Annotated in this window: 15 protein-coding genes and 1 other RNA gene; 10 read left to right on the forward strand and 6 right to left on the reverse strand. The window is 47.5% G+C overall.

The features are described 5' to 3' along the window. Nucleotides 1–226: 226 nt before the first annotated feature. Entirely contained in the window at nucleotides 227–547 is a 321-nt protein-coding gene (locus CHA6605_RS02670; protein ID WP_015158006.1) for a hypothetical protein, read from the forward strand. 217 nt (nucleotides 548–764) lie between these two features. On the opposite strand, the gene CHA6605_RS02675 is transcribed toward CHA6605_RS02670, so the two are convergent. Continuing rightward, entirely contained in the window at nucleotides 765–2,015 is a 1,251-nt protein-coding gene (locus CHA6605_RS02675; protein WP_015158007.1) for a dicarboxylate/amino acid:cation symporter, read from the reverse strand. 425 nt (nucleotides 2,016–2,440) lie between these two features. Here CHA6605_RS02675 and CHA6605_RS02680 point away from each other — a divergent pair, with 425 nt between their 5' ends. The 4 genes from CHA6605_RS02680 to CHA6605_RS02695 all read left to right on the forward strand — a co-directional run bounded on the left by CHA6605_RS02680 (nucleotide 2,441) and on the right by CHA6605_RS02695 (nucleotide 6,240). Further along, nucleotides 2,441–3,970, forward strand: coding sequence for a YifB family Mg chelatase-like AAA ATPase (locus CHA6605_RS02680; RefSeq protein WP_015158008.1), 1,530 nt, complete (start codon nucleotides 2,441–2,443; stop codon nucleotides 3,968–3,970). A gap of 67 nt (nucleotides 3,971–4,037) precedes the next feature. Continuing rightward, nucleotides 4,038–4,940, forward strand: a complete 903-nt coding sequence (locus CHA6605_RS02685) for an alpha-ketoglutarate decarboxylase (RefSeq protein ID WP_015158009.1) — start codon at nucleotides 4,038–4,040, stop codon at nucleotides 4,938–4,940. A gap of 231 nt (nucleotides 4,941–5,171) precedes the next feature. Beyond that, nucleotides 5,172–5,747 carry a TIGR04376 family protein gene (locus CHA6605_RS02690; protein ID WP_015158010.1) on the forward strand — a complete coding sequence of 192 codons (576 nt, stop codon included), beginning with the start codon at nucleotides 5,172–5,174 and terminating at the stop codon, nucleotides 5,745–5,747. A gap of 178 nt (nucleotides 5,748–5,925) precedes the next feature. Beyond that, entirely contained in the window at nucleotides 5,926–6,240 is a 315-nt protein-coding gene (locus tag CHA6605_RS02695) for a hypothetical protein (protein ID WP_015158011.1), read from the forward strand. 113 nt (nucleotides 6,241–6,353) lie between these two features. On the opposite strand, the gene def is transcribed toward CHA6605_RS02695, so the two are convergent. The 3 genes from def to CHA6605_RS02710 all read right to left on the reverse strand — a co-directional run bounded on the left by def (nucleotide 6,354) and on the right by CHA6605_RS02710 (nucleotide 7,841). After that, nucleotides 6,354–6,884, reverse strand: a complete 531-nt coding sequence (def, locus tag CHA6605_RS02700) for a peptide deformylase (protein ID WP_015158012.1) — start codon at nucleotides 6,882–6,884, stop codon at nucleotides 6,354–6,356. A 32-nt stretch (nucleotides 6,885–6,916) separates the two neighbouring features. Continuing rightward, entirely contained in the window at nucleotides 6,917–7,282 is a 366-nt protein-coding gene (locus CHA6605_RS02705) for a hypothetical protein (protein ID WP_015158013.1), read from the reverse strand. Nucleotides 7,283–7,418: 136 nt separating this feature from the next. Beyond that, the gene (locus CHA6605_RS02710) at nucleotides 7,419–7,841 is read right to left on the reverse strand and encodes a peptidylprolyl isomerase (RefSeq protein ID WP_015158014.1); all 423 of its coding nucleotides are present in this window, start codon (nucleotides 7,839–7,841) and stop codon (nucleotides 7,419–7,421) included. Between the two features lie 285 nt (nucleotides 7,842–8,126). On the opposite strand from CHA6605_RS02710, the gene rnpB reads away from it, so the two are divergent. The 5 genes from rnpB (at nucleotide 8,127) to CHA6605_RS02730 (ending at nucleotide 11,054) form a co-directional block, all read left to right on the forward strand. After that, nucleotides 8,127–8,574: RNase P RNA component class A (gene rnpB / locus CHA6605_RS32205), an RNA gene on the forward strand. An 80-nt stretch (nucleotides 8,575–8,654) separates the two neighbouring features. After that, nucleotides 8,655–9,362, forward strand: coding sequence for a ribonuclease III (rnc, locus tag CHA6605_RS02715; protein WP_041548637.1), 708 nt, complete (start codon nucleotides 8,655–8,657; stop codon nucleotides 9,360–9,362). A gap of 145 nt (nucleotides 9,363–9,507) precedes the next feature. Next, the gene (gene rpmI, locus CHA6605_RS02720) at nucleotides 9,508–9,705 is read left to right on the forward strand and encodes a 50S ribosomal protein L35 (protein ID WP_015158016.1); all 198 of its coding nucleotides are present in this window, start codon (nucleotides 9,508–9,510) and stop codon (nucleotides 9,703–9,705) included. A gap of 125 nt (nucleotides 9,706–9,830) precedes the next feature. Then, the gene (gene rplT, locus CHA6605_RS02725; protein ID WP_015158017.1) at nucleotides 9,831–10,187 is read left to right on the forward strand and encodes a 50S ribosomal protein L20; all 357 of its coding nucleotides are present in this window, start codon (nucleotides 9,831–9,833) and stop codon (nucleotides 10,185–10,187) included. A gap of 75 nt (nucleotides 10,188–10,262) precedes the next feature. Beyond that, nucleotides 10,263–11,054, forward strand: coding sequence for a transporter substrate-binding domain-containing protein (locus tag CHA6605_RS02730; protein ID WP_015158018.1), 792 nt, complete (start codon nucleotides 10,263–10,265; stop codon nucleotides 11,052–11,054). Nucleotides 11,055–11,160: 106 nt separating this feature from the next. Here the strand turns inward: CHA6605_RS02730 and CHA6605_RS02735 are convergent, their stop codons facing one another. Both CHA6605_RS02735 and CHA6605_RS02740 read right to left on the reverse strand, forming a co-directional pair. Further along, on the reverse strand, nucleotides 11,161–12,444 hold the full coding sequence (locus tag CHA6605_RS02735) for an MFS transporter (RefSeq protein WP_015158019.1): 1,284 nt from the start codon (nucleotides 12,442–12,444) through the stop codon (nucleotides 11,161–11,163). 144 nt (nucleotides 12,445–12,588) lie between these two features. After that, entirely contained in the window at nucleotides 12,589–13,323 is a 735-nt protein-coding gene (locus CHA6605_RS02740; protein ID WP_015158020.1) for an SDR family oxidoreductase, read from the reverse strand. Nucleotides 13,324–13,344: the final 21 nt, after the last annotated feature.

Below are 13,344 nucleotides of genomic sequence, written 5' to 3' on the forward strand. Positions count from 1 at the left end.
GTATAGATCGGGTTGCAAATGTCGGTATCTTCAATAACTGTAACGCATCCAACGGCTTCGATAAAATGTTGAAGGATTCGTATTTTGCGACTTGACAACCTGGTTGTTTGTGGATAGTCAGGTATATAATTACTGGCTAAGCAGCCAGCGATCGCGTAAATAGTGCTTTGGGAGATCGCGGATTGACTGCACGGATTAACATTTTACCTGGATATCGATCGTAACTATGGCCAAAAAGTCTGAAGTCAAAGAATCTAGTCTCTTGTACCAACGCTTGAAAGCTGCAATGCAAGACGGGATTAAAGTTTGGTTTGAAACCCGCGACAAAAGTTACTTCGGGATTCCGATTGGGATCGATCGCGATTTTGTTGAGGTATTGATTTTGGTTCCCGGTAGCGAGGACGAGTCATCGGAATACATCTTCCAGCGGGTGACATGGGTAGTTAGGTTAGCCTCGATTTCGGCGGTCGCTTATCCCTCAGAATACTGGTCTGCTGACAGATTGGATAGTCTCTTGGCTAAATCGGCACTAAATACCGAGAATTAGCTAAGGTCGCCGACCGAGCGATACCATGTCTATTCTTTCTAAAATATCAAAACTCGTTCGGTAGAGCATCTATCTATTGGGGGATGACTAGGTACTGCTAGTCATCCCCCTTTCCGATCGAGCGCGAATAACGCACTAAACTCCGATTGGCACGACCGATAAATAATCGATCGTGCCAATCGGATCGATACAGCTCGTCCGAACTACAGTGCTTGCTCTAGACGCGTTCGCGAATGGGAGCTGCTATCAATTCTGGTGTATGCGATGCGGGAGCTGGTTCCCACAGACTCAGGAGAATGGCATTGGTACTATTGCCCACCACATTTAACACGGTCTTAAATCCATCCGTCAATCGATCGATACCCGCGACAATGGCAATTCCTTCTAATGGCAATCCCGCCGCAGCTAATACCGTCGCCATCGTAATTAATGCCGAACCCGGTACGCCAGGAGTACAAAAAGAGACCAAGAAACTACTCAACCCGATCGAAAATAATAACGATGGCGTTAGCGGTACATGATAGATCTGGGCGATAAAAATTGCGTTGAATCCTTGCAAAATTGTCGCCCCATCGCGTTTTAGTGCCGTACCTAATGGCAGTGCAAAACTAGCAATTTCCGGTCGCAAGCCATACCCTTCTTGCATATTTTGCAAGACCATTGGTAACACAGCATTGGAGCTTGCAGTACCAAATCCGAGGAAAAAAGATGGCATTAAACTGCGGAAAAACTTTCCAGGTTCGGCTTTAATAACTGTTAGTAAAATGAGATAAAAGCTCGCCATAATTAACGTGGAAATAAATAATCCCAGTACGTACCAAGACAGCCTCACGATTAGCCCCAGCCCTTGAGTCGCGATCGTCGAACTAATCAAGGCAAATACGCCAATTGGAGCAATATATAAAATTACCGATAAGACTTTTTCACTAATTACATAAATACTTTCTAATAAATCGACAAATGGCTTGGCTTGCGCTTGCGCCATCTGAATTCCCGTCCCAAATAAAGCCGCCGAAATAATCACTTGTAAGAGATTGCCACTACTAAGCGCGCCTAACGGATTAGTCGGAATCAGACTCACTAACCAATCGATCGAATCTAAAGTCGCTGGAGCATCAGTTACCGCTGGAATCTCAAAACCCGTCACTCCCGCCCCAGGTTGCAGACCCACTGCCACTGCCATCCCGATACATAGCGAGATCGTACTCGTCACCACATAACAAGTCATCAGCTTCAATACATATCGCCCCACTTGCCCCGTCCCCTGAATCCGATTTACACCCAAAATTAAGGATGAGAAAATCAACGGCACTACTACAAATTGAATGATCCGTAAAAATCCCGCCCCAATCGGTGCGAGTAAATATCGATCGAGCGGCCCGATCGCCAGCGGAAATGTAGTATTTAAAACAGTCCCAAACGTCATGCCAACGGCGAGGGCAATCAGGATTAGTGCAGACAAATTCATAAATTAGGCTTTAGGTTTTAGGTATTAGGCTTTAGGAAATAGATTGGGCGATTAGTACTTTACTTTTTAGTTCAGTGTGGATTTAACATCATTTGTCGAAAGACGGCACCAATCAAAACTTAACACAAATATTTACATCACCTGCCACGCTTTTGGCTGAGTCGATGAGAGTGAGTAGATGGGTAAATGGGTAGATGGGTGAATGGGTAGTGGGTAAGAAGGTAAGGCTACGACGATCGATCGTCCTCTGCTGGCAAAAGGCAGCGACACTGCTGTTCCCCAGTTACCTCATTCCCTCTGCCTTCTACCTAAAATCTAAAACCTAACGCCTAACGCCTAAAAATTCCGACATTCGATCGTTACGCACGACATCCGTCTCATGGTTAACTAAGCAAAATAATCCACGAGTAACAGGAAGATTCACCGTGCTAGCCAGAGTTTGGAGTGCGACAATTATCGGCATCGAGGCCGTCAAAGTAGGTGTCGAAGTCGATGTTGCCAACGGCTTGCCCGGAATTACCGTCGTCGGCTTGCCAGATGTGGCCGTCCAAGAGAGCAAAGAGCGCGTCAAAACAGCGATTAAAAATGCGGGATTTGCCTATCCGATCCGCCGCATCACGATTAATTTAACGCCAGCAGATTTACGCAAGGAAGGCCCCAGTTTCGATTTACCCATCTGTGTGGGCATCCTAGCCGCCTCAGACCAGGTCAGCGGTGAGTTGTTAGGGGATTATCTATTTTTGGGCGAACTGTCCTTAGATGGCAGTTTACGCGCCGTTGCGGGCGTGCTCTCGATCGCGGCTGCCGCTCAAAAAATGGGCATTACCGGATTGGTGGTACCCGCCGCGAATGCTTGCGAAGCAGCCGTGGTTCAAGGCTTACAAGTCTATGGCTTGCGAGATCTGGCTGAAGTTGCCTCTTTCCTCAACGACCCCGATCGGTTCGAGCCGATGAAAGTCGATGTCACGGGCAAACTCGCCCAACCCCAGCTAGAGTGTGCCGATCTCCACGATGTCAAAGGCCAAGCCCACGCCCGTCGCGCCCTGGAAATTGCCGCAGCAGGCGGACACAATCTGATTTTTGTCGGCCCCCCAGGCAGCGGGAAAACGATGCTGGCGCGGCGGTTGCCAGGGATTCTCCCACCCTTGAGCTTTGATGAAGCGATCGAAGTTACACAAATTCATTCTGTCGCTGGCTTGCTTAAAGAACGCGGCTTTTTGGTATGCGATCGACCATACCGCAGTCCGCACCATTCGGCATCGGGTCCTGCACTCGTTGGTGGTGGCTCATTTCCGCGTCCTGGGGAAATATCCCTCGCCCATCGCGGCGTCTTATTTCTCGACGAATTAACTGAGTTCAAACGCGACGTGCTCGAATTTTTGCGTCAACCATTAGAAGATGGACATGTCACCATCTCCCGCACCCGTCAGTCTGTCTCCTTCCCCGCCCAATTTACCCTCGTCGCTAGCACGAATCCGTGTCCTTGTGGTTATTATGGAGATACGATCCAGGCTTGCACCTGTAATCCCCGTCAGCGCGAGACTTATTGGGCAAAACTATCTGGCCCCCTGATGGATCGGATCGACCTCCAAGTTGCCGTAAATCGCCTCAAACCAGAGGAAATTACCGATCGACCCACAGGCGAAAATTCGGCCACAGTGCGCCCCCGCGTCCAAGCGGCACGCGACAAAGCCAGAGCGCGCTTTGCAACCGCACCCGGTATCGTCTGCAATGCTCAGATGCAAAGTCGAGAACTGCGCACCTGGTGTCCGCTCGACGAGAGCAGTCGGCAATTATTAGAAACAGCCATCCGTAAGTTAGGATTGTCAGCACGCGCGAGCGATCGCATTATTAAAGTTGCCAGAACCATCGCCGATCTCGCAAACGCCGATAAGATCGAACCCCCGCACATCGCCGAAGCAATTCAATATCGGACGATCGATCGAATGCAGTAAAATCCTCCCATCTAGAAGAATTAGATTGCGGTAAACTAATTCCTAGTCACCCCCCAATACCCGAAACATGACTAACCAAAACCCCGCAGTTCCCGCCCCTGGTTCGCCGCAGGAGAGACGCCAACGCGACCTCCTCAGCAAAGTCAATGCCCATGCAGATCGCTCGCTCGATCGCTTATTTGCAGATATCGAAGAACTCCTCAGCGGCGATCTCGAAGCCGACTCTTCATCCGCCATCGAGCGCGCCCAGCACAAAAACACAGATTCCACCCGCCACTATCCTCCCGCACAATCGCCGCAATCTGATTCTCATTACTATCCCGCCGCAGGATCTTTCACTGGCGCGGAGCCATCATTTTCGGACGATTCGATCGACGATGCACCGCCAACCACCGTACCCAAGCGCAAAAAATCGCTCCCAATTTGGCTGATGGTAGGATCGGGACTTGGCATCACCGCCATCGCCGCAGGCAGTCTGCTGTTTTGGCTGGTAAAAGAACGGAAGATCGACATGCCGAATATCGATACTAGTTGGCTGCCCTTCCAATCTCAGCAAGTCTCGCCCGCAGACGCGCAATTTGCCGACTACATGCGTAAATCGATCGCCAAAATCGAAGCAACAAATCGAGTTCCTGTAGCCCCCGCACCCGCCGCCAACATTCCCGAACCCGCTTTGACAACTCCAGCAGCGGCAAACCCCACTATTACCAACGCTCCTAGCGCGATCGTCACAGCACCAATTTCTGCTAGCCCAGCAGCCGTCACCACCCCCATCGCACTCGTCAAAACTCTAGACAAAACCAATCGTCCTGGTGCCATTTTTCAGATCGACGGTCAAACCCAAACTATTCGTGTCGGTCAACAAATTGGCACCAGCAAGTGGTCTTTAGTGGCTGTTGCCAAAGGCGAAGTCACCATCAAACAAAAAGGCGGCCAAATCCGCTCGCTTGATGTCGGTCAGAAATTCTAGGCTTTAGAGGTTAGGCTTTAGGCTTTAGGTTTTAGGTTCTGGGCATAAAGCTTTAGATGGAGTTGTAAAATCTGAGTACGGGTTAAAATCGAAAGAACCGATCGTCATCTGCACGCTCGTTGGCGTAGCCTCTCCCTCAGAGAATCGAATTTTGAATTCTCCCTATTTTCAATTTAAAAGCCTAAAGCCCACAGCCTAAATCCTTCCACCCTACCCCCTACCCTCTCCCCCATGGGTCTAATCGAAGACATGAACCGCTTTCTCGAAAGTCAGATCGATGACTTTCTGAGTAAAAATCCGCACTTAGAACTACAGGTTATTGGTGCTCAACTAGCCGAACAAGAAGCTGATACCGAGCAGTTGATCGTAGACTTGCGAGCGCAAGAAAAACAAACCGAGAAAGAAATCCTCAATACCGCTCAAGAAATCAAAAGCTGGTACGATCGCGTCCAGAAAGCAACTGCCGCCGGACGAGTGGATCTAGCCGTACCTGCCCAAGAGCGCGTCAATGCCCTCCTCCCTCAAGGCAATCAACTCTGGGGTAAGATGCAAGGTTTAAAAGAGCGCACCGTCAAGGCTCAAGAATTGCTACAGACCATTAAAAATCGGCGCGCCGAAGTCAAAGCCAAAACCACAGCAGCCCAAGCAGCACGTACTCAAGCCGCCGTTAGTAGTAGTAATAACAACTGGGGGTCGGTAAATAATTATACTAGTACCAGCAATTCTGCCGATCCCCTAGATGCCCAATTTCGGCGGTGGGAGGCAGATGAAGAACTTGAGAAGCTAAAACGTAACTTAAGTAAATAGGCTGATTATTAAATAAACCTTTAGATATGATTGCTGTAGTCTGGTAAGATTACTGAAATCATGTCATGGCATCATACATATTGAAGTATGGTGACTGGCCGATATCTCTGTCACTGACCTAGTTGTGTCAGCCAATAGCAGAAAGAGATATCTATAGAAACTATATTAATAGACCGCTATGCTCAGAACCCCCATTTTTAAAAAGTCTCATGTTGGCGATACCATCGCCGGGATTGTCACCGTATTTGGGATCGATATTTTAATCATCTTTATCGCCCTGTTATTTAATACCCTATCACCGATGTTTATGTCGGTAGTTTTTTCGATCGGTGCGATCCAACTCATCTACGTTTTACCATTATTACGTTGGTCGATCGAACGCAGAGTTAAGGGATTTAGTAAAGGCTTGCTACTTGGCTCACTAGCGATCGCAGCTCTTAATGTTGCTTGCTTTTTAGTCACCTACAAATTTTTTAGCGGTGGCGCAAGGTAGTTGATAGTTGATAGTTGATAGTTGATAGTTGTAGGGTGTGTTACTCCACAGGATAACGCACCAATGATTTCACGATCTATCGTTTATTAATTAACAAACTTCCTCGTCGCGTGTTAACGATCGAAGGCGATTTTCATATATTCGGCTTCTGTAATTAATTCGGTAGGATTGGAGACTCGGTCGGGAAATAAAATGCCATCCAAATGATCGAGTTCGTGTTGAAAAATTCGGGCAACAAAATCAGTTAGCTCTTGTCGGACTAACTCTCCATGCTTAGTAAAATATTTAACCTCGATCGCGCGATCTCTTAACACCAAACCGCGCTGTCCTGGTACGCTCAGGCACCCTTCCCAACCTGCAACTAACTCGCCAGATCGAGCGACAATCTCTGGATTTATCATGGCTGTAGGTTCCATCGTCGGCGCGTGGGGATAGCGCGGACTAGGACGCGATGCGACGATAAATAGTCGAATGGATGAAGCAACTTGTGGAGCGGCAATACCAACACCATTGGCAGAATGAGCCGTCGCCATCAGATTGTCAATTAACTCGTCAAGTTGTGGATCGGCAAGATTCGCAATCGCAGTCGATCGATCGCGTAAGATCGGACTACCAATTTCCGAAATCTGAAGAATTTTACTCATGATTGAGAGTACCTTAGTAGCACGATCGAGTATTAATTTGCAGTGGGAATGAACCCAAATAGTTTGGCACCGCCAGCAATAATGGCTACCGCTAAACCAATTAAAATTCCTCTAGAGGTGAATTCTAGGCTATCGAATCGTTTAGATAATCCATCTACCTTTTCGTTGAGAGCATTAATCTGTCCTTCTACCTTTTCGTCGAGAGTATTAATCTGTCCTTCTACCTTTTCATCGAGAGTATTAATCTGTCCTTCTACCTTTTCATCGAGAGTATTAATCTGTCCTCTGAGTTCGGCCTGCCCAACTTTCAAATCGGTAATATTTGTTTCCATCCTCTCAAACCGTTGGTCTAATTTGTTGAGGATATCTCTGAGATCGGTTTCAATGCTGATGGACATATGCTGCTTATGTGGTAGTTTCAGACATTTAATCTGTATCTGTGATTTTACTGGGGGAGACTGGGAGAGGGGGAGACTAGGAGAGATAGAGAGCCTAAAACCTAAAGCCTATCCCCTATTCCCTATCCCATATCCCTTAGTCGTGTTGAATCTTAACTGAGAGCATCTTATCGCCACCTTTAATAGCATTGACGACGTCCATATCTTCAGTTTGACCGAAAACAGTGTGTACCCCGTCTAAATGCGGCTGAGGAGAATGGCAGATAAAGAACTGACTGCCGCCAGTATTTTTACCTGCATGTGCCATGGAGAGCGTCCCTGCTTTGTGCTTATTGGGATTGATCTCACACTTAATCTTGTAGCCAGGGCCGCCAGTACCAGTACCTTGAGGGCAACCACCTTGAATCATGAAATTATTAATGACGCGGTGAAAAGTCAATCCGTCGTAAAAACCTTTTTCTGCCAAATCGACAAAGTTTTTGACAGTGTTGGGAGCATCAGCATCAAAAAACTGGATATTGATATTGCCTTTTTCCGTTTCGATCGTTGCGCGAGTCATAGTTATGGGATGAAAGATAGCCAGACTATTTTAGCGCAGTTTTTGAGTTGGCTCGTCGTTGAGAGTAACTCAGCAACACGATCGAGTGTTAATTTCCAGCAGGAATGAAACCAACTAGTTTGGCATCACCAGCAATAATCGATACAGCTAAACCAATTAAAATTTCTTTAGAGGTGAATTCTAGATCTCGATAATTTTAATTCGATTATCGATCGAGCCATAACTCGATCTGTGAAATAACTGATAGATGTCTGATGATGACCATGTACAATAGATAATCGAGAGAGAGTAGGTGAGGTGGTTGCGAATTCGCTCGTCGAATTCGAGGAAAGTCCGGGCTTCCCAAAGACCAAACTTGCTGGGTAATTCCCAGTGCGAGCGATCGTGAGGATAGTGCCACAGAAAAATACCGCCAGAATTAGGTTTTAGGCTTTAGGTGTTAGGTATTAGGTTTTAGATGTTAGGGAGAATTCCCGATTTCTTGTTCCTTAAAGCCTAAAGCCTAAAGCCTAACTCCTAGATTGGTAAGGGTGCAAAGGTGCGGTAAGAGCGCACCAGCAGTATCGAGAGGTACTGGCTCGGTAAACCCCGGTTGGAAGCAAGGCAGGAGCAAAGGTTGGTCTTTTCCCCGTTCCGTTACGATCCGCTTGAGGTACTTGGTAACAAACTACCCAGATAGATAACCGCCGTCTCGCAAGAGATAACAGAACCCGGCTTACGTCCGACTCTCTTTCTTATTTTAACGCACACAAACGGGAGGTTTCCTCCCATTTGATGCGCCCTTCTCTGTTTTTTGCACGTACAAAATTACTGATGTATCCACGGCGACAACAAGAATTAATAAGGTTGATTATTCAGTTGGGATTGCCTGGAGATACGCAGCTCGACTGGTCGTTATTGGATATTGCGTTGACGCATCCGACAGTAGGAACGCCTAACTACGAACAGTTAGAATTTATCGGCGATTCAGTCGTTCGTTTAGCCGCATCAGAATTTTTATGGGAAACGTATCCTGACAAATCTGTCGGTGACTTTTCGGCGATTCGGAAAGTGTTAGTGAGCGATCGAATCTTGGCGCAACTAGCTGATAGTTATGGATTCGATCGCTATCTCACTCTCGCCGCCTCAGCCGTCGGCGACCCCTCCGGACGCGTGTCGCGCCTAGCGGATGCGTTTGAGGCAGTTTTAGCCGCGCTATATCTGACAACGCACAATCTTAAATTAATCCGACCCTGGTTAGATCCACATTTTCAAAAATTAGCCACCGAAATCCTCCAAGATCCCGCACGGCAAAATTATAAAGATGCGCTCCAAGAATGGACGCAAGCACACTATAAAGCTCTCCCAGAATATCGCGTCCGCGAAGATGCGGTCAAAATCGATAGGTTTCAACGCTTTATCGCCGAAGTCTGGTTTCGCGATCGACATCTCGGTACGGGTACCGGACAATCAAAAAAAGCTGCCGAACAAGCCGCTGCGAAAGCAGCCTATACGCAGTTGATGGAGCAGGCTAGGGGGTAGGCTTTAGGCTTTAGGGATGCGCTGCGTCCCCCTTCTTGACCTAACACCCAAAGCCTAATATCTAACGCCTAAAGCCTAACACCTATCCATTTACAGCATCGATCGAGTATAATGGTAAATTGTGTCTTAACATCCTAAAAATTCCATGCCGAAACTCAAAAGCCGCAAAGCAGCAGCGAAGCGTTTTCGCGCTAGCGGCAGTGGTAAAATCATGCGCCGTAAGGCATTTAAGAGCCACCTGCTCGAACACAAAAACGCCGATCGTCGTCGGAGCCTATCGAAGGCAACTGCGGTTGACGAGACTGACGTACTCAGAGTACGTGGGATGCTCCCCTACTTGTAACTTATCGAATTTCGATAATTTGTAAGATTCAGACACTGGTAGCTTGAGGACTGACGATAGTTAAGTTAATAACTATCTATAATGCCGTAGAGCAATTTTAATCACCAACTAACATCATTTAAATTATGACTCGGGTAAAGCGCGGTAACGTGGCGCGGAAGCACCGCAACAAAATTCTCAAGTTAGCAAAAGGCTTTAGAGGTTCTCACTCTAAACTTTATCGGATTGCTAACCAACAAGTAATGAAGGCATTACGGAATGCCTATCGCGACCGTAAGAAGAAAAAACGCGACTTCCGCCGTTTGTGGATCGCACGGATCAACGCGGCTGCTCGTCAACACGGTATGAGCTACAGCCAACTGATCGGCAATATGAAAAAAGCCGACATCCAACTCAATCGCAAGATGCTCGCGCAAATTGCCATCCTCGATCCGGCTAGCTTTGAAGCAGTAGTCAAATTAGCCGCCACCGCAGCGAAATAGATTTCGAGTGGATAGTGAATAGTGGATAGAGCAATACTAACTATCCACTATTCACTATCCACTAGTTACTTTGCTATGAAGAATAAACGCCAATTTAATCGATTTAAATCTTTATTCTTCGCCTTACTATCGATCTCAATTATCGGTAATTGGCAAATGCCAATTCAAGCCGGAACCCTCAGAGAAATTCAACAACGCCGAAAATTAATCGTCGCAGTCAAAGATAATTTACCACTACTTGGGTCGCGAGATCGATCGGGGAATTTACAGGGCTTGGAAATCGATATCGCCCGTAAATTAGCCACCGAAATATTTGGCAATTCAGAATCAATTCAACTCGTCCCCGTCGCCAATCAAGATCGACTCAAAGTAGCCATCGACGGTAAAGTCGATCTGACAATTGCTAGAGTCACCATTACACCAACTCGATCGCGAGTAGTTGACTTTAGTCGTTATTATTATTTAGATGGCACGGCAATAATTACAGATCGAGCTAACATCGTCAAAAACAGTGACTTAGTAGGCAAAAAAGTTGCTGTACTAAATAATTCCACAACCATTGCTTCGCTGCAATTTACAATCCCCGAAGCAAAATTAGTCGGCGTAAATAACTATCGCCAAGCACAATCGCTACTCGCAACAGGCAAAGTCGTCGCCATCGCCGCAGATCGGAGTCTGCTGCTCGGATGGAGCAAAACCGAGCCAAAATATCGGCTCTTGCCCAATAAATTATCTACCGAAGCCTTGGGCATCGTTATCCCTAAGGGGATGCAATACGAGCCATTGCGAGAACTAGTCGATCGATCGATCGAACGCTGGCAAGCCGACGGCTGGCTCCAGCAGCGGATTAAGTACTGGGGATTGTAGGGGTGGATGGGTGGCGGGCAACGTAAGCTGCTACCTGTTGCAATACATGCTTCTCCACTCTCCATATAGTTGCATCCGCAAAATCCTAAATCCAAAATGGTATGAATTAGATTGCCTGAGAGCGAGTTAAGTTGCGCACTTGCGATTTAAAGACTGCAAATGCTAAAGCGACGACGATTAAAATGCCACCAGTCAAGGCGTAAACGCCACCGAAACCGAGCGGTTTGGTAAATGGTTGGGTGACGATCGGCGATAAGAATTGCCCTAGAAACATTGCTGTCGAAAGACCGCCCAATGCTCTACCCCGCACAGCATCGGGTACGGTAGTACTAAGCCAAACCGTCATGTTGGGCATCAAAATTCCCAGCCCCATGCCCGCGATCGCTAGTCCAGTCAGAACTTGTAGCCAGTTAGTAGATTGACCGATTAACAAGTAGCCAATGCCCATCAAGCCAAAAATTATCGGTAGAAAGGTGATAAATTCCATCCGTTGTTTGAGTTTGCCATAAGTAACTGAAGCCAGCGCGCTAAATAAGGTACACAAGGCGATCGCCAAGCCGCTCTGCGATGGTTGTGCGCGCACCAAAGTTTCCAGAAAAAATGGCAACTGCACGGGAATTAGATAAAAAGCAATTTGACTGAGTGTAGTCAATCCATACACGATCGCCAGCACGGCAACAGGCAGCGAGGAGCTTTGTGCTTCAGACTCTTCAATTTCACGCGGATCGAGAGATCTAGCCCGATCGGGTTCCAGGATAAACGCCATAATTAACGGCACGATCGCCCATGCAAATAGATAAATACCAAAGGGATAGTGCCAATTTTGCTGCGCCAGCGCGCCGCCGAGTGTCAGAAATAATACGCCCCCCAAGCCCATAAATCCCGCCTGTAGCCCCATAAAAGCCGCCCGTGCGGGGCCGCTATAGTAATCGGCAATTAAAGTGGTGGCACTGACCATTACGCCAGCCACAGCCAAACCTAGAAAGGCTCGCCCTACTAAAATTGCAGGTAAACTCTCCAAATAAAGCCCTGAAGTTCCAGCCAAACCATACAAGATCGTCGCGACCAGTAGTAATGGTTTGCGTCCGAATCGATCTATAATCAACCCTGCAATCGGCGACCCGATCGTAATAAATAGGGCTGGCAATGTAATAACTAACTTGACTAGAGTCGTGAGGAGATCGGGATCTGTAATGGTACTGGCAAAGTTTTGTTTCATCGCAGGTAGCGACGGCGAAACCGTGGCACCTGCCATTACTGTCAAACTACTGGCCAAGAATATCGTCAATTTGGTCGTCCAAGCATTGGGGTTCGGCATCAGATCGCTTTTGCGGTTTAATAGGTTTGTTCTAATTCTAATGAGCTTGGTATGGGCACGAGTTAGACTCATAACGTCAGTTGCTGGCTATCGCCAAAAGTTAGGAAAAGGGAAATGGGAAATGGGTAAACGAGCGAACATTCTACCTTGACCCTTTTCCCTCGACCCCTTCCCTTTTTTCATTCAAAACTCATAACTAGCAACTTGCTTTAATATTTACAAAATCCCCCCGTTAGCTTGGATATTTTGTCCTGTCACCCAATGAGCATCGTCGCTTACCAGAAAAGCCACCACATCTGCCACATCGCCTGGTTGTCCTAAGCGTCCGAGGGGTGTTTGCCCGATTAAATTATCGATCGCTTCTTTAGGCATGATTAACCCATCTGTATCGGTAACTCCAGGCGAAATAACGTTCACCGTCACCTGTCGATGTCCGATCTCTTTTGCCAGCGCGAACGCAAACCGTTCGCCTGCGGCTTTGCTGGCGGCATAAATGCCACCAGCGGGGATCGGCATCATCGTCCCTCCCGTCGAAAACTGCACGATCCGTCCACCATCTTTGACACGCGCTGCGGCAGCTTGCAACACGTACATCGCGCCTCTAGCATTGACTGCAAATACCTTCTCAAAGTCGTCATCTGTCAACTGGAGATGTGGTTTAAATACCGATACACCTGCGACATTCACGACAATATCGATCGCGCCTAACTTTTGCTCCGTTTCATCAAACAAGCGTGCCACATCTGCTTTATTGGCGACACTACCTTGCACGGCGATCGCATTACCGCCAGTGGCGATGATTTCTGTTACCACGGCTTCAGCTAGCTCTGGCGAAGAGATATAATTCACGGCGACGGCGGCACCATCTCGGCTCAAGCGTTTGGCAACTGCGCGTCCGATGCCCCGCGACGAAGCGGTGACAATGGCGACTTTTCCCGTTAATAATGGCATGATATTAATTGGTTAATTCAC

Source organism: Chamaesiphon minutus PCC 6605 (genome assembly GCF_000317145.1).
Classification (GTDB): domain Bacteria; phylum Cyanobacteriota; class Cyanobacteriia; order Cyanobacteriales; family Chamaesiphonaceae; genus Chamaesiphon; species Chamaesiphon minutus.